The sequence below is a fragment of the Mesorhizobium ventifaucium genome (assembly GCF_935822925.1).
GTDB classification, from domain to species: domain Bacteria; phylum Pseudomonadota; class Alphaproteobacteria; order Rhizobiales; family Rhizobiaceae; genus Mesorhizobium; species Mesorhizobium ventifaucium.
On the sequence record NZ_CAKXZS010000011.1, the window covers coordinates 462,387 to 478,644 of the forward strand.

Annotated in this window: 16 protein-coding genes; 8 read left to right on the forward strand and 8 right to left on the reverse strand. The window is 62.3% G+C overall.

The window, feature by feature from the left end; translation table 11 throughout:
* Positions 1-32: 32 nt before the first annotated feature.
* The 6 genes from rbfA (at position 33) to NMG70_RS10450 (ending at position 6,772) form a co-directional block, all read left to right on the forward strand.
* Positions 33-470, forward strand: a complete 438-nt coding sequence (gene rbfA / locus NMG70_RS10425; RefSeq protein WP_254024399.1) for a 30S ribosome-binding factor RbfA — start codon at positions 33-35, stop codon at positions 468-470.
* Positions 470-1,438 (forward strand): tRNA pseudouridine(55) synthase TruB, encoded by a 969-nt coding sequence (truB, locus tag NMG70_RS10430; protein ID WP_254024400.1) that lies wholly within the window; start codon positions 470-472, stop codon positions 1,436-1,438. The genes rbfA and truB overlap by 1 nt, the downstream gene beginning before the upstream one ends.
* A gap of 43 nt (positions 1,439-1,481) precedes the next feature.
* Entirely contained in the window at positions 1,482-2,576 is a 1,095-nt protein-coding gene (corA, locus tag NMG70_RS10435) for a magnesium/cobalt transporter CorA (RefSeq protein ID WP_254024401.1), read from the forward strand.
* Between the two features lie 77 nt (positions 2,577-2,653).
* Positions 2,654-3,028, forward strand: a complete 375-nt coding sequence (gene rpsO, locus NMG70_RS10440; RefSeq protein WP_292598464.1) for a 30S ribosomal protein S15 — start codon at positions 2,654-2,656, stop codon at positions 3,026-3,028.
* A 400-nt stretch (positions 3,029-3,428) separates the two neighbouring features.
* Positions 3,429-5,576, forward strand: a complete 2,148-nt coding sequence (gene pnp, locus NMG70_RS10445; protein ID WP_023802123.1) for a polyribonucleotide nucleotidyltransferase — start codon at positions 3,429-3,431, stop codon at positions 5,574-5,576.
* Between the two features lie 182 nt (positions 5,577-5,758).
* A complete protein-coding gene (locus tag NMG70_RS10450) occupies positions 5,759-6,772 on the forward strand; it encodes a class I SAM-dependent methyltransferase (protein WP_254024402.1) in 1,014 nt (337 codons plus the stop codon).
* A gap of 39 nt (positions 6,773-6,811) precedes the next feature.
* Here the strand turns inward: NMG70_RS10450 and fabI are convergent, their stop codons facing one another.
* The 3 genes from fabI to fabA all read right to left on the reverse strand — a co-directional run bounded on the left by fabI (position 6,812) and on the right by fabA (position 9,489).
* Positions 6,812-7,624, reverse strand: a complete 813-nt coding sequence (gene fabI / locus NMG70_RS10455) for an enoyl-ACP reductase FabI (RefSeq protein ID WP_254024403.1) — start codon at positions 7,622-7,624, stop codon at positions 6,812-6,814.
* Positions 7,625-7,636: 12 nt separating this feature from the next.
* Positions 7,637-8,857, reverse strand: coding sequence for a beta-ketoacyl-ACP synthase I (gene fabB, locus NMG70_RS10460; protein ID WP_254024404.1), 1,221 nt, complete (start codon positions 8,855-8,857; stop codon positions 7,637-7,639).
* A gap of 113 nt (positions 8,858-8,970) precedes the next feature.
* Positions 8,971-9,489 (reverse strand): 3-hydroxyacyl-[acyl-carrier-protein] dehydratase FabA, encoded by a 519-nt coding sequence (fabA, locus tag NMG70_RS10465; RefSeq protein WP_023802127.1) that lies wholly within the window; start codon positions 9,487-9,489, stop codon positions 8,971-8,973.
* 240 nt (positions 9,490-9,729) lie between these two features.
* Between fabA and irrA the strand changes: the two genes are divergently transcribed.
* On the forward strand, positions 9,730-10,161 hold the full coding sequence (irrA, locus tag NMG70_RS10470; protein ID WP_254024405.1) for an iron response transcriptional regulator IrrA: 432 nt from the start codon (positions 9,730-9,732) through the stop codon (positions 10,159-10,161).
* A 76-nt stretch (positions 10,162-10,237) separates the two neighbouring features.
* Here irrA and NMG70_RS10475 read toward each other — a convergent pair whose 3' ends face one another.
* Positions 10,238-10,795 carry an SH3 domain-containing protein gene (locus tag NMG70_RS10475; protein ID WP_254024406.1) on the reverse strand — a complete coding sequence of 186 codons (558 nt, stop codon included), beginning with the start codon at positions 10,793-10,795 and terminating at the stop codon, positions 10,238-10,240.
* Positions 10,796-10,952: 157 nt separating this feature from the next.
* Between NMG70_RS10475 and NMG70_RS10480 the strand changes: the two genes are divergently transcribed.
* Positions 10,953-11,954 carry a 2-hydroxyacid dehydrogenase gene (locus NMG70_RS10480; RefSeq protein ID WP_254024407.1) on the forward strand — a complete coding sequence of 334 codons (1,002 nt, stop codon included), beginning with the start codon at positions 10,953-10,955 and terminating at the stop codon, positions 11,952-11,954.
* Positions 11,955-11,982: 28 nt separating this feature from the next.
* On the opposite strand, the gene NMG70_RS10485 is transcribed toward NMG70_RS10480, so the two are convergent.
* The 4 genes from NMG70_RS10485 to dnaN form a co-directional block, all read right to left on the reverse strand.
* Complete coding sequence (locus tag NMG70_RS10485; RefSeq protein ID WP_254024528.1) at positions 11,983-12,393, reverse strand: GNAT family N-acetyltransferase; 411 nt, start codon at positions 12,391-12,393, stop codon at positions 11,983-11,985.
* A gap of 74 nt (positions 12,394-12,467) precedes the next feature.
* Positions 12,468-13,223 carry a molybdopterin-synthase adenylyltransferase MoeB gene (locus NMG70_RS10490; protein ID WP_254024529.1) on the reverse strand — a complete coding sequence of 252 codons (756 nt, stop codon included), beginning with the start codon at positions 13,221-13,223 and terminating at the stop codon, positions 12,468-12,470.
* A 304-nt stretch (positions 13,224-13,527) separates the two neighbouring features.
* Positions 13,528-14,691, reverse strand: a complete 1,164-nt coding sequence (gene recF / locus NMG70_RS10495; protein WP_254024408.1) for a DNA replication/repair protein RecF — start codon at positions 14,689-14,691, stop codon at positions 13,528-13,530.
* 163 nt (positions 14,692-14,854) lie between these two features.
* Entirely contained in the window at positions 14,855-15,973 is a 1,119-nt protein-coding gene (gene dnaN / locus NMG70_RS10500; RefSeq protein ID WP_254024409.1) for a DNA polymerase III subunit beta, read from the reverse strand.
* Positions 15,974-16,258: the final 285 nt, after the last annotated feature.

A 16,258-nucleotide genomic window follows, 5' to 3' on the forward strand; every position in this document is an offset into this window, starting at 1 on the left:
TCCCGCGCCTCATGATTTCAGGATAGAGAAAAATGCCGCGTTCAACCACGTCAGGTCCATCCCAGCGCATGCTTCGCGTTGGCGAGCAGGTGCGTCATGCGCTGTCGGAAACCTTGCAGCGTGGCGAGATCCTCGATCCGTTGATCGAGAATTCGGTGGTTTCGGTCTCGGAAGTACGCATGTCGCCCGATCTGAAGATCGCCACCGCTTTCGTCTCGCCGCTTGGCGCCAGTGATGCCGATGGGGTGGTCGAGGCGCTCAACAAGCATGCGAAATTCGTGCGCGGCCGCGTTTCCGGCGCGCTCCGGCAGATGAAGTACATGCCGGAATTCCGCTTCCGGCTCGACACCAGCTACGACAATTTCCAGAAGATCAACGAATTGTTGCACTCGCCCGAAGTGGCGCGCGATCTCGGCCCCGACGCCCAGATCGGCGTCCAGAACAAAGACAACGACAAGGACGAAAAATAGTGGCGCGTCGCGGCAAGAAGAAGGGTCGGCCGATCTCCGGCTGGCTGGTGCTGGACAAACCCGTCGGCATGGGTTCGACCGAAGCCGTCTCCAAGATCAAATGGCTGTTCCAGGCGGAAAAGGCCGGCCATGCTGGCACGCTCGATCCGCTCGCTTCCGGCATGCTGCCGATCGCGCTCGGAGAAGCGACCAAGACCGTGCCCTATGTCCAGGATGGCGCCAAGGTCTACCGCTTCACCGTTGCCTGGGGTGAGGAGCGTTCGACCGATGACCTCGAAGGTCCGGTGACGAAAAGCTCCGACCAGCGTCCGGCTGAAGCCGATGTGCTTTTGCTGATGCCGAAATACACCGGCGTCATCATGCAGACGCCGCCGCAATTTTCGGCCATCAAGATCGCAGGCGAGCGCGCCTATGACCTTGCCCGCGACGGCGCGACGGTCGACATTCCGGCGCGGGAAGTCGAGATCGGCCGCATCGACCTGATCGAGCACAATGCTGACAGCAGCATTTTCGAGGTCGAATGCGGCAAGGGCACCTATGTCCGCTCGCTGGCCCGCGACTTGGGCCGCGATCTCGGCTGTTTCGGTCACATCGCCGAACTGCGCCGGATCGAGGTCGAGCCGTTCACGCAGGAAGACTTGGTCACCATCGCCGAGCTGGAAGCCGCCCGCTTCGGCGAACAGGGCGACGAAGGTTCGGATTCAGCGGGCGCGGTGGATTCGCCGGTCGACTTCGATGCCATCGACGCGTTTTTGGTCGACACATCAGCCGCGCTCGACTGCCTGCCGCAGATCGCGATCAGCGACGACGCGGCAACAAAGATCCGCCTCGGCAATCCGGTCATCATCCGTGGCCGCGACGCGCCGGTGGAAGCTGAGGAAGCCTGCGCTACGGCGCGCGGCAAGCTGGTCGCCATCGGCGCCATCGAGCAAGGCATGTTCAAGCCGAAGCGGGTCTTTGCCGGGTGAGTCCCGTCGTCTAATCTCGATCAGAGGTACATTCGAGGGGCACATGGCAAAGGCCGAGACGATCAAGAAGCGGGCGCCGGTGACAGCACGGCGGTCGCCGGTCGGCGCATCACCGGGGACACTGATCGCCGACCCTGCGGCGCGGCGCAGCGAACTGCGACGGACACTGATGTCGCCCGACAAATTCGAGACGATCGAAAATGCCAGCATCGACGACCTGAATGCTCATTGCAACGCATGGCCGGTCATCTGGCTCGATTGCACCGGTCTCGCCAACATCCCACTGATCGAGGAGATCGGCCGGATTTTCAGCCTGCATCCGCTGGCGCTGGAAGACGTCGTCAACACCGGCCAGCGGCCCAAGGTGGATTTCTTCGAGGACCATGCCTTCGTCGTCGTCAGGATGATCGACGACGTCACCGCGCATCGCTACGAGCAGATCGCGGTCTTCTTCGGCAGGAACTTTGTCGTCACCTTCCAGGAGCGCGAAGGCGATCCGTTCGATCCTGTGCGCAAGCGCATCGAAAGCTCGATGCCCAACCGGCTGCGCGCACGCGGCGCCGACTATCTCGCCTATGCGCTGATCGACGCCATTGTCGACAGCTATTTCCCGCCGATCGAGACTGCCGGCGAATTGGTCGACAGCATCGAGGACCAGATGCTGCGCGCGTCGGACAAGCACCAGATGCGGCGGCTTCACGAGTTGCGGCGCGACGCCAATGTGCTGAAGGGGGTGCTTTGGCCGATGCGCGACGCGCTGGCGACGCTGATCCGCAACGACGTGCCCTATGTGAAGCCCGAGACCAAGATCTTCCTGAACGACACGCTCGATCACTCGCTTCGGCTGATCGAGCTGGTCGAAACCCAGCGCGACATGCTGACCGGTCTGATCGAGATGCATCTGTCGCTGAGCCAGGCACGCACCAGCGACGTCATCAGCTATCCGACGATCGTCTCGGTGATCTTCATCCCGCTCACCTTTCTCGCTGGCGTGTGGGGCATGAATTTCGATCCCGAAGCCTCGCCATGGAACATGCCGGAGCTGAAGGCCCAATACGGGTATCCGGCAGCGCTCGTGTTCATGGCGCTTGCCGCGCTCGGGCTTGTCGCTTTCTTCAGATGGAAGAAGTGGCTTTAGCCGAAGCGAAATCTTTGTTTGTGCAGCAAAAAGCCAGCTTGTGAATTGGGCTGGTGTTTTTGCCTGAATTGCACTATATGCGCCGCAGCATCGTGCAATGCCACCTTGCTTGTACCGGCCCCTGCTGGACGACATCCCGGCCGAGGGCGTCCCGTTTCCTCAAACAGATAAGGAAAAACACGATGTCGATTACTGCCGAGCGCAAGAAGGAATTGATGGGTGAATTCGCAACCGCCAAGGGCGATACCGGGTCTCCGGAAGTCCAGGTGGCCATCCTTTCCGAGCGCATCAAGAACCTGACCGACCATTTCAAGGACCACAAGAAGGATAACCATTCCCGCCGTGGTCTGCTTGCGCTCGTCTCCCAACGCCGCAGCCTGCTTGATTATCTCAAGCGCAAGGATGACGCGCGCTACCAGACGCTGATCGAGAAGCTCGGTCTGCGCCGTTGACGAATTGACCGGCGGGTTCTTTCGAGAGCCCGCCGGTCGCGCATTGGAGCAGTCCATTGCTCTAATGAAGGAAGTAGAGCGCCGCGCATCGATCTGGACGCGCACATAGGACGCTCTGAAACTTTGAATTTGCGCAAGGCATTTCCGAGAGCCGCGGTTTTCGGGTCATGCGCAAGGCCAGTCGGATCGATTGGCCAGACCCGGTTTCGAGATAGCACAGGGCCTTTCGAAACCGCCCATGGACGGTCATGGGGCAGGATTGCAGGATGCTCGCGCGGCAAGCGCCGATAACCGAGCTTCCCGTTGTCTTGCCCGTGGCTGCCCGAGAAACGAACCCAAGGGAAAGGGGCATTCGCGCACGGTGAACGGCGCGGCCCTTTCCGCATATGAAGGACAAGACATGTTCAATCACCACAAAGTGGAAATCGAATGGGGCGGCCGTCCGCTCATCCTCGAAACCGGCAAGATCGCGCGCCAGGCTGACGGCGCGGTGCTCGCCACCTACGGCGAAACCAAGGTCCTCGCCACCGTCGTTTCGATGAAGGAACCGAAGCCCGGCCTTGATTTCTTCCCGCTGACCGTCAACTACCAGGAAAAGACCTATGCCGCCGGCAAGATCCCGGGCGGCTATTTCAAGCGCGAAGGTCGTCCGAGCGAAAAGGAAACGCTGGTTTCCCGCCTTATCGACCGTCCGATCCGCCCGCTCTTCGCTGACGGTTACAAGAACGACACGCAGATCGTTGTCACCGTCGTCCAGCATGATCTCGAAAACGACCCGGACATCCTGTCGATCGTCGCCACCTCGGCGGCTTTGACGCTGTCCGGCGTCCCTTTCATGGGCCCGATCGGCGGCGCCCGCGTCGGCTACATCAACGGCGAATATGTGCTCAATCCGCATGTCGACGAGATGCAGGAATCCAAGCTTGACCTGATCGTCGCCGGCACCTCTGACGCCGTGCTGATGGTCGAGTCCGAAGCCAAGGAACTCGGCGAGGATCTGATGCTCGGCGCCGTCATGTTCGGCCATCGCGGCTTCCAGCCGGTGATCGACGCCATCATCAAGCTGGCAGAAGTCGCCGCCAAGGACCCGCGTGACTTCACCGCGCCGGACTATTCGGCGCTTGAAGCCGAGATGCTGAAGATCGTTGAAGGCGAGCTTCGCGATGCCTACAAGATCACCGACAAGCAGAAGCGCTATGCCGCCGTCGACGCGGTCAAGGCGAAGGTCAAGGCTGCGTTCGCGCCCGCAGAAGGCGAGGAAGCCAAGTATACGTCCGAGCAGATCGGCACCGTGTTCAAGGAGCTCCAGGCCAAGGTCGTGCGCTGGAACATCCTCGACACCGGTTCGCGCATCGACGGCCGCGATCTGAAGACGGTCCGCAAGATCGTCTCCGAAGTCGGCGTCCTGCCGCGCACCCACGGCTCGGCGCTGTTCACCCGCGGCGAGACCCAGGCGCTGGTCGTTGCCACGCTCGGCACCGGCGAGGACGAGCAGTATGTCGATTCGCTGACCGGCATGTACAAGGAGAAGTTCCTCCTGCACTACAACTTCCCTCCCTATTCGGTCGGTGAAACCGGTCGCATGGGGTCGCCCGGCCGCCGCGAAATCGGCCACGGCAAGCTCGCGTGGCGCGCCATCCGCCCGATGCTGCCGACATCGGACCAGTTCCCCTACACGCTGCGCGTCGTTTCGGAGATCACCGAGTCCAACGGCTCGTCGTCGATGGCCACCGTCTGCGGCACCTCGCTGGCTTTGATGGATGCCGGTGTGCCGCTGGCCAAGCCGGTCGCCGGCATCGCCATGGGTCTGATCAAGGAAGGCGAGCGCTTCGCCGTACTCTCCGACATCCTCGGCGACGAGGATCATCTCGGCGATATGGACTTCAAGGTTGCCGGCACCGCCAACGGCATCACCTCGCTGCAGATGGACATCAAGATCGAGGGCATCACCGAGGAGATCATGAAGATCGCGCTGGACCAGGCCAAGGACGGCCGCCAGCATATCCTCGGCGAAATGGGCCATGCGCTGTCCGGCGCGCGCTCCGAACTCGGCGAATTCGCGCCGCGCATCGAGGTCATGCACATCCCGACCGACAAGATCCGCGACGTGATCGGCTCGGGCGGCAAGGTCATCCGCGAGATCGTCGAAAAGACCGGCGCCAAGATCAACATCGAGGACGACGGCACGGTCAAGATCGCTTCGTCCAACGCCAAGGAGATCGAAGCGGCGAAGAAGTGGATCCACACAATCGTCGCCGAGCCGGAAGTCGGCGAAATCTACGAGGGCACGGTCGTCAAGACCGCCGACTTCGGCGCTTTCGTCAACTTCTTCGGTCCGCGTGACGGCCTCGTCCACATCTCGCAGCTCGCCAATGATCGCGTCGCCAAGACCTCCGACGTCGTCAAGGAAGGCGACAAGGTCTGGGTCAAGCTGATGGGCTTCGATGAGCGCGGCAAAGTCCGCCTGTCGATGAAGGTCGTTGACCAGGCCACCGGCAAGGAAATCGCCCGCGACAAGAAGGCCGACGGCGAAGAAGACGCCGCCTGAGCGATTTAGAGCGACGTGCGTCCAATTGGACGCACGTCGAAGGCTTTGAATGTTCGCATCGTGCTTTCCGAAATCGATTGCTATTCGGGCCGATGCGAAGCGGTACAATCGGAACGGGCGCGCCTACAGGTCGCGCCCGTTTCAATTTTCAAAGCAATCCAGCTGCACTTCGAGATCGAAAAATGTCCGCCGAGCCGCTGAAGACACTGTTCCATCCGTTCGAGGCTGAGGCTGTTTCCTTGCCGCGTAAGGGCGAGCGTGTCCTCTTTCTGGGCGCTGAACCGGGCTTCCGCCTGCCCGAAGGCTTCGATGCAGCACTGCATCTGGTGCAAGGCTTCCGGCCGCATTTCCGCGCGCTGCAGGGTGCCGGTTTCACCGTCACGCCGCGCCTGGAGAGCGAAGGTTTCGATGTGGCACTAGTGCTTGCCGGCCGCCATCGCGGGCAAAACGAATTGCGCATCGCTGAGGCGATCGAGTGTGTGAGGCCGGGCGGATCGATTATCGTTGCCGGCGCCAAGGACGACGGCATTGCCAGCCTGCGCAAGCGCATCGACGAGCTTGTGCCGCTCGACGGCCATTTGCCGAAACATCACGGCATCGCCTTCTGGTTTCATCGACCGGCCGATGCCGCGGCCGCAGCGGCACTTCGCGCGGCCAATCCGGCCCTTCTGGTCGAGAACAAGTTCCGTACCGCGCCAGGCATGTTCTCTTTCGACAAGATCGATGCAGGTTCGAGATTGCTGGTCGACAATCTGCCCGGCGATCTGCGTGGCAGCGTTGCCGATTTCTGCGCCGGCTGGGGCTATGTGGCGGCCGAGGTCGCCGCCCGCTCACCTGGCATATCGGCGCTCGATCTCTACGAGGCCGAGTTCGATGCGCTGGAGGCGGCGAAAGGCAATATCGGCAACACAGCGGCGGAACCAGGTTTCTTCTGGATCGATCTTTTGGGCGAGCCGGTCGAGCGCCGCTATGACGCAATCGTCATGAACCCGCCCTTCCATCGCAGCCGGGCGACCGAACCGGAGATCGGCGCCGGCATGATCCGCACAGCAGTGAAGGCGCTGAAGCCGGGTGGACGGCTGTTCATGGTGGCGAACCGCCAGCTTCCCTACGAGCCGGTGCTGGCGGCCGCCTTCTCCAGCCATGCCGAGATCGCCCGCGATGGCATGTTCAAGATTTTCGCGGCGCGCCGCTGAGAGCGGGTTCATCGGGCCAAGGCATCTTCTGCGGCCGAACTAATCCCGTCCGCTGTCGGTCCGCTTCAGCTCGTCGAGCGCCGGCATCGAGACGATGTGGTAGCCGGAATCGACATAGTGGATTTCGCCGGTGACGCCCGACGAGAGATCGGACAGGAGATAGAGCGCGGAACCACCGACTTCATCGATGGTCACAGTGCGGCGCAGCGGCGAGTTGCGCTGCTGGTATGAAAACATGTGGCGTGCGTCGGAAATCCCGGCGCCGGCCAGTGTCCGCACCGGTCCGGCGGATATGCCGTTCACCCTGATGCCGCGCGGGCCGTAGTCGTTGGCGAGATAGCGGACGCTGGCTTCCAGCCCGGCCTTGGCGACGCCCATGACGTTGTAGTTCGGCATGACGCGGACCGAACCGGCATAGGTCAGCGTGATCATCGAGCCGCTGTCCTTCATCAACGCGGCCGCATGGCGGGCGACCTCGGTGAAGGAGTAGCAGGAGATGACCATGGTGCGGACGAAATTGTCGCGGCTGGTGTCGGCGTAAAGGCCTTTCAGCTCGTTCTTGTCGGAAAAGCCGATAGCGTGGACGACGAAGTCCAGCCCGCCCCAGGCCTCGCCCAAGGTCTCGAAGGTAGCGGCAACCGATGCGCTGTCCTCGACGTCGCACGGGATGACCAGCGACGAGCCGAGCTTGTCGGCGAGCGGCTTGACCCGGCGCCCGAAGGCTTCGCCCTGATAGGTGAAGGCGAGTTCCGCCCCATGCTCGGACAGTTTCCGGGCGATGCCCCAGGCGATCGAATGGTCGTTGGCCACACCCATGACAAGCCCGCGCTTGCCCTTCATCAATCCGTCCATGGTCGGCAGTCCTTATGCGGAATAGCGCTGGAAAATCAGCGTTGCGTTGGTGCCGCCGAAACCGAACGAGTTGGACAAGACGGTGTCGATCCTGGCATCGTCGATGCGCTCTCGCACGATGGGCATACCCTCGAATTCCGGATCGAGCTGCTCGATATGGGCGCTCTCGCCGATGAAGCCGCCTTGCATCATCAGGATCGAGTAGATCGATTCCTGCACGCCGGCTGCACCCAGCGAATGGCCGGTCAGTGATTTCGTTGAGGTGATGAACGGCATGTTTTCGCCGAACACCTCGCGGATCGCGCCCATTTCCCTGGAGTCGCCGACCGGCGTCGAGGTGCCGTGCGTGTTGATGTAGTCGACCGGCGAAGAGACGGTCGCCAGCGCCTGCCGCATGCAGCGCACCGCGCCTTCGCCCGAGGGCGCCACCATGTCGTAGCCGTCGGAGGTCGCGCCATAGCCGACGACCTCGGCGTAGATCTTTGCGCCGCGCGCCTTGGCGTGCTCGAGCTCTTCCAGGACCAGCACGCCGGCGCCGCCGGCAATGACGAAGCCGTCGCGATCGACGTCATAGGCGCGCGAGGCAGCCGACGCCCGGTCGTTGAACTTGGAGGACATGGCGCCCATCGCGTCGAACAGGTCCGACATCGTCCAGTCGAGATCCTCATGGCCGCCGGCGAAGACCATGTCCTGCTTGCCCCATTGGATCAGTTCATAGCCATTGCCGATGCAATGCGCCGAGGTCGAGCAGGCCGAAGAGATCGAATAATTGACGCCGTGGATCTTGAACCAGGTGGCGAGCGTCGCCGAAGCGGTCGACGACATCGCCTTCGGCACGGCGAACGGGCCGATGCGCTTGGGGCTGCCGTTCTTGAGCGTGGTTTCAGCGGCTTCGACGATGGTTCTGGTCGATGGTCCGCCCGATCCCATGACGATGCCGGTGCGCTCATTGGTGATGTCGTTCTCGTCAAGTCCAGCGTCGACGATCGCCTGGTCCATGGCGACATGGTTCCAGGCCGCACCTTGCGACAGGAAGCGCATGGCGCGACGATCGATCAGCGCCGAGGGGTCGAGGGTCGGCGCTCCCCAGACCTGGCAGCGGAAGCCGTGTTCGGCGAAGGAATCGGAGTGGCTGATGCCTGATCTGGCATCATGGAGCGAGGCCTGCACCTCGTTGGCATTGTTGCCGATCGACGACACGATGCCAAGGCCTGTCACTACGACCCGTCTCATTCGCAACTCCTTCCAGCGCATGAACCCGAAACCTGCCGGACAAGGATGCGCAAATTAAGTTCTACAGCTTCCTTTGCGCCTCCCGCGGACTCGCGGCGCTGCGCAAGCGCCGGTCAGGCGGCGGCAGATTGCTTGGACAGACCCACCTTGAGGTCCGTTGCTGCGTATATGGGTTCGCCATCCGCCTTCAGCCAGCCATCGGCGATACCAAGCACCAGCCGGCCGCGCATCACACGCTTGAAATCCACGCCATATTCTACCTTCTTGACCGACGGCGTCACCATGCCTTTGAATTTCACTTCGCCGGTCGAGAGCGCCATGCCCTTGCCCGGCTCGCCGAGCCAGCCGAGGTAGAATCCCGTCAATTGCCACATGGCGTCGAGGCCCAGGCACCCCGGCATGATCGGGTTGCCGATGAAGTGGCAGGCGAAAAACCACAGGTCCGGCTTGATGTCGAATTCTGCGCGGATGAAGCCCTTGTCGAAGGCACCGCCCGTCTCGCTGATTTCGGTGATGCGGTCGAACATCAGCATCGGCGGATAGGGGAGCTGGGCGTTTCCAGGTCCGAACAGCTCGCCGCGGGCGCAGGCAAGCAGTTCCTCGTAATCGTAGCTGGATTTCGAAACCGCCATCAATCTCGTCCCCGTAATCGTCCGGGCGGTAGCGCGCCCTTGTCGTTGGTTTCCTAACACAATCCATTTCCGGCCGGAAACCGGCGTTTGCGCTTAACCCGCCCGCCTGCCGGGGTCAATGCGCGCTATTGATCGTATTCGGCCGACAGAATATATGTCGGGGGATGTCCAGTTTCGGTCAAAGTTCGTTTTTGCCATTCTGGGCAGATATTGAGGCGAAACTTGAGCTTGGGCGGATAGATGGATCTGGGCTGCCGGAAGGAAAATGTCGCTGTGGACAAGCGGGTTCGCGAAGCTGGTCTGAGGCCGACGCGTCAGCGCATCGCGCTGGCCGATCTGCTTTTCGCCAAAGGCGACCGCCATCTGTCGGCCGAGGAACTGCACGAGGAGGCGGTCGCCGCCGGCGTGCCGGTATCGCTCGCCACCGTCTACAACGCCCTTCATCAATTCACCCAGGCGGGCCTTCTGCGCATCCTGGCCGTCGAGGGGTCGAAGACCTACTTCGACACCAACACCTCCGATCACCATCATTTCTACATTGAGGGCGAAAACAGGATCTTCGACATCGCCAGCGGTCCTGTCACGGTTTCCAACCTGCCGGAGCCGCCGGAGGGCATGGAGATCGCCAATGTCGATATCGTGGTGAGGCTGCGCCCCAAACGCTGCGAGTGATCGGCACTTCATGAGGCGGCGAGATACCGCCTCGCCTGATCGGCCTGGACCATTATCCCGAACCGGCAAGAAGAGGTCAGTTCTTGACCCGTTCGCCCGGATACGCGCCCCAGACCACCGATTGGGCGAGCCAGCCGGTGTGGCCATTGAAGGTCATTTCGCACCACTGGCCGTCACAGGACTTGATCGTGCCCATGGCGCCCGGCTCGATGATCGCGACGATGCTGGCGTCCTTTTCCGGGTCGTCGAGTAGGTTGATTCGGGCATCTTTGCCGCGCTGCCAGGGTGCTACGATCGCCGTGCGGCGACCCGAAAGCAGCGACTGGTTGATCCAGCCTTCCGAGCCGTCGGCATCGCGCACACGACGCCAGGTGTCGAATTCCTGGATGATCTCCATCGGCAGGCCGGGTTTCATATACATCCAGTCGACGGAATAGTTGACGCCTGGTCCGACGCGGGAGTTGACGCGGCCGGCTTTCAGGCTGACGAAGCGCGGCAGCGGCAGGCCGCTCGGCCCGAGCGTGACGCTCTGGGTTGGTGCTGCCGCATTCTGTGCCGCCACCTGCGGGGAATAAAGGAGAGCGCCGAGAAATGCTGCGCTGAGGGCCAGGCGGAGCGACGCGAAACCAGACACTTTCGTTCCTTTCGGCGCCGGCTCATCGGCCTCGGCGCCCCTTTTTCTTTGTCTTCGGCGGAACCTCTTGTTACATGGAGAACTGGCACCGCGACCGGCCTCCAGTTTCGCCTGTCTTGGTTAAAGAGGTCTCAACGAGGTCGGGTTCGAGGAAACAATGGTAGGCAGAAAAAGGCCCCTCGTCGTCATCACGCGCAAGCTGCCCGACCCGGTCGAGACCCGCATGCGTGAGCTGTTCGACGCCCGGCTGAATGTCGAAGACAGGCCGATGACGCAGCCGGAATTGGTCGCGGCGGTCAAGGAAGCCGACGTGCTGGTGCCGACCATAACCGATCATGTCGACGCAGCGCTGATCGCTCAGGCCGGCGACAACCTCAAGCTGATTGCCAATTTCGGCAACGGCGTCGATAAGATCGACGTGGCGGCAGCAGCGAAGAAGGGCATTACCGTCACCAACACGCCGAACGTGCTGACCGAAGATACGGCCGACATGACCATGGCGCTCATGCTGGCGGTGCCGCGGCGGCTGGCGGAAGGCGCCAATGTGCTGACCGGCGACAAGAAATGGGCCGGCTGGTCGCCGACCTGGATGCTTGGCCGGCGTATCTGGGGCAAACGCCTCGGCATTGTCGGCATGGGCCGCATCGGCACCGCCGTTGCCAGGCGGGCCAAGGCCTTTGGCCTGTCGATCCACTATCACAACCGCCATCGCGTGCTGCCGGCGGTCGAGGATGAACTGGAGGCGACCTACTGGGAAAGCCTCGACCAGATGCTTGCCCGCATGGACATCATCTCGGTCAATTGTCCATCGACGCCGGCGACCTTCCATCTGCTTTCGGCACGGCGGCTGGCGCTTCTGCAACCGTCCGCTTACATCGTCAACACGGCGCGCGGCGACATCATCGACGAGGACTCTCTGGTCAAGCTGATCCAGGACGGCAAGATCGCCGGCGCCGGCCTCGACGTCTACGAGCATGAGCCGGCGCTGAACAGCAAATTGCTGAAGCTCGCCGCCAAGGGCAAGGTCGTGCTGTTGCCGCATATGGGGTCGGCGACGCTCGAAGGCCGGATCGACATGGGCGAGAAGGTGATCATCAACATACGCGCCTTCTTCGATGGCCATCGGCCGCCGGATCGCGTGCTGCCACTGCGGACGTGACCGGCTGCCATTTTAAGTTAGCGCAGGCTTACGAAAGCACCTTGCGCATGGTGATCGAGGTCGGTCGGTCATAGCCACTGTGCGCCGTCCGTTCCGTTTCGCGTAAGCCAAGGCGGGCAAAGGCCGCGTGGTTCCCGGTCAGTTCGATCCGCGTCTGAAGCTCGATCGCAGGCTTGCCGCGGCTGCGGGCAAGGTCCTCGACAGCTTGCATCAGCCGCCTGGCAATGCCTTGTCCCTGAAAGTCCGGTTCGACCGCGAGCTTTCCGACATAGAAATCGTTGGCCCGCTCCAGGACAAAAACGCAGCCGACAATCCTGCCGTCCTTCAGCGCCGCAAAGCCCGTTTCTTGCCGGGCCTTGTCCCGGAGATTTTCGACCGTCAGCCGATGTGCCGAGGATGGCGGATCGATGACGCCGTCCATGGCAGCGAAGGCGCGCATGATCAGCGCCAGCACCTCGTCCCAACCGTCGAAATCGGCCGGAAGCTGCGCGACGGACACCAGGCTGCCCAAATCTAGCTGCTCTTGTAGCGGATCGTGTCGAAGCGCGCGGCCAACGCATCGTAAAGCAGCAGCCGGCCGACCAGCGGCTCGCCGATGCCGGCGATCAGCTTGATCGCCTCCATGGCCTGCAGCGTGCCGACGACGCCGGTCAGCACGCCGAGCACGCCGGCCACGGCGCAGGATGGCACCAGGCCCGCCGGCGGTGGTTCCGGAAAAAGATCGCGATAACTCGGATTCGGCCTGCCGTCGGTGCCGGTCTCGAACGGTTTCAGCACGGTCACCGAGCCGTCGAAGCGGCCCACGGCGGCATGGACCAACGGCCGCTTCTCCGCGGCGCAGGCGTCGGCCACCGCATAACGGGTTTCGAAATTGTCGGAGCCGTCGACGACGATGTCATAACGGGCGACAAGGGCAGGGGCGTTGTCCGCCGTCAGCCTGAGGTTGTGCAGTTCCACGGCGACGTTGGGGTTGATGCGGGCGATCGCCGCTTTGGCACTGTCGGTCTTGGCCATGCCGACAGCGCCGGTGCCGTGGATCACCTGTCTTTGCAGGTTCGACAGCGAGACGCTGTCGTCATCGACGATGCCGAGTGTGCCAACGCCGGCTGCGGCAAGATATTCAAGCACCGGCGCACCCAGCCCGCCGGCGCCGATGACCAGGACCCGAGCCCGCTTCAGTCGCTGCTGGCCGGCGCCACCGATCTCGGGCAGCACGATGTGGCGGGCGTAGCGTTCGAGTTCTTCGTCGGTGAGCGCGGTGGTGATCATCGCCCGACCATATAGCGGGATAAGAACCTTGTCAGGCGCCAATGCATGTGCCAAAGCCTGCCATCGAGCTTGGCCATCGGGTGCGCAGCAGTTGAATAGTGAATAGTGAATAGTAAATATTGAATAGTGAAATAAGGGTGCTCTCACTACTTTTCACTTTTCACTTTTCACTTTTCACTATTCACTACTCACTACTCACTACTCACTACTCACTACTCACTACTCACTACTCACTACTCACTACTCACTACTCACTACTCACTACTCACTACTCACTACTACTTTTGGGATGATATCCAGGAAGTCAAATGGTTGGCCCGACCGTGCCGTGGTCGACGGTCAGGAACTGCGCGCGTCCCTTGAGACTGGAAAACAGCGCCACATCGGTTCCGGTCATGAAAGCCTGGCAGTTCAGCTCTTCGAGGATCGAGAACAGCGCGGCGCGTCTGCCCGCGTCGAGATGGGCGGCGATCTCGTCGAGCAGCAGGATCGGCGTCATGCACGACATCTCGCCGGTCAGCCGGGCGTGCGACAGGACCATGCCGACCAGCAGCGCCTTCTGCTCGCCCGTCGAGCAGAGTTCGGCCGGCATCGCCTTTGGCCGGTGCCGCACCACGAGATCCGACCGGTGCGGGCCGTCGAGCGTGCGCCCGGCGGCGCGGTCGCGATCGCGAGCTTCGGCGAGAGCGCGGCGGAACCGCTCCTCGACATCGACAGCCGCGCTGGTTCCGATCTCGCTTTCCAGCCCGCCGGACAGGCCGATGTCGGCTTGCGGAAACGGACCGGAGCTTGGCAGCCTGTCGATCATGGCGGCGAGCAGGCGCACCAGTTCGGCACGCGCCGCGGCAATCGCCACACCGGTTTCGGCCATTTGCGTCTCGATCGCGTCGAACCAGGCGCCGTCGCGCGAGCCTTCGGCGAGCAGTCGATTGCGGCCCCGCATCGCTTTTTCGTAGTCGAGCGCGCGCTGGCCGTGGCCCGGATCGATCGCCAGCACCTGCCGGTCGAGAAAGCGCCGGCGATCTGCGGCCGGCCCAGTGAACAATGCATCCATCGCCGGTGTCAGCCAGACGACGCGCAGCCATTCCAGCATGTCCTCCGCCGAGCGCGCCGCCGCGCCGTTGATCCGCACCCGCCGGCCGCCTTCGGCGGCGTCGCCGCCTGTGATGCCGGTGCCGATCTCGACCGCGCCGTCCGGCCCATCGAGCCGGGCATGGATGGAAAAGCCGCCGTCGCCGCCTTCGCGCGCCACGTCGGCATAAGGCGCACGGCGCAGGCCGCGCCCCGGCGTCAGCAGGGAAATCGCCTCCAGCAGATTGGTTTTGCCGGCCCCGTTGTCACCGGAAAAAACCACCGCGCCGGGATCGAGGTCGATCGACAGTGTTGCGTAATTGCGGAAATTGGTAAGCGACAGCTTACTTATATGAGTCTGCTGGTCGCGCTCAGGCTGCTTCGCAACTCGGGTCATGACAGCAAGATGGCCTCGTTCGGGCCTAAAGCGCGCCGCGTTTGACCAGCCTCATGCGACGCGCTTTAGCCCGGGTTAGGTTGTTGTTTTATGCATGTCGTTATCGCAAATCCGCTGCACACCCTCGGTTCAAGCCCGAGGGCATGCTTTTGCGCGACATGCATCAGACCCGCATCGGCATCAGCACGTAGAGCGTGGTTTCGTCGGCCATGTCGTGGATCAGCGTTGGCGAGCCGGCATCCGCCAGCATGAATTTTGCCTCGGTGCCGGTCAACTGGGCGGCGACGTCGAGCAGATATTTGGCGTTGAAGCCGATTTCGATCGCGTCGGACGAATAATCCGCCGCCAATTCCTCGGTGGCGCTGCCCGAATCCGGATTGTTGACTGCAAGCGTGACCTGGCCTTCTCCAATCGAAAGCTTCACCGCCCGGCCGCGTTCGGACGAAATGGTCGAGACGCGGTCGACGGCGGCGGCGAAACTCTGGCGGTCGATGATCAGCTTCTTGTCGTTGCCGGTCGGGATCACCCGCTGATAGTCCGGGAAGGTGCCGTCGATCAGCTTCGAGGTCAAAACGACACTGCCGATAGTGAAGCGGATCTTGGTGTCGGACAATTCGGTGGTCACGGCGATATCAGGATCGTCGACAAGCTTTTGCAATTCGCTGACCGTCTTGCGCGGAATGATGATGCCCGGCATGCCTTCGGATCCTGCCGGCGCGTCGATCTCGGCGCGCGCCAGCCGATGGCCGTCGGTCGCTACCGAGCGCAGCTTCAGCTTGCCGTCGGCATCATGCGTGTGCAGGTAGATGCCGTTCAGGTAATAGCGCGTCTCTTCGGTGGAGATGGCGAATTGGGTCTTCTCGATCAGGCCCTTGAGCGCGACCGAATCGAGCCGGAAGATATGCGAGAACGATCCGGCCGAAAGTTCCGGGAAATCGGATTGTGGCAGGCATTGGAGGCGGAAGCTCGAGCGGCCCGAGGTCACTGCCATGGCGTTGCCGTCCTCGTCGGTCTTCAGCATGACCTCCGCGCCGTCGGCGAGCTTGCGCACGATGTCATAGAGCAGATGCGCCGGGACCGTCGTCGCGCCGCCGCGCTCGACCTTGGCGGGCGTGGCTTCGGTCACCTCCAGATCGAGGTCGGTCGCCTTCATTTCAAGGGTCGCGCCTTCGGCGCTCAGCAGCACGTTCGACAGGATCGGTATGGTGTTGCGACGCTCGACCACGCGATGAACATGGTTGAGCGACTTCAGGAGATTTGACCGTTCCAGGATAACACGCATGACGAAACAGGCTCACTTGAATGAATGAGCGGGTCTCCGGCAAGCGGCAACCCGCGAAAGGTCTGAACAGGCTCAGAATCTGCACAAACTGACAGGAAAAAACCCGTAAACGCAAGCCCGCGCTGCGGGTTCGGGCCGGTTACGCGAGCTTTCTTGGGATAAACCGGCGAAGCCCGCAAGCCAATGCTTGTCGCCCAAAAGCATGCCCTCGGGCCTGACCCGAGGTGCGCAGCGGTTTTGCGGCAACGACATGCATAAAAACAACAATTTCAAGCGCGTCGCAGC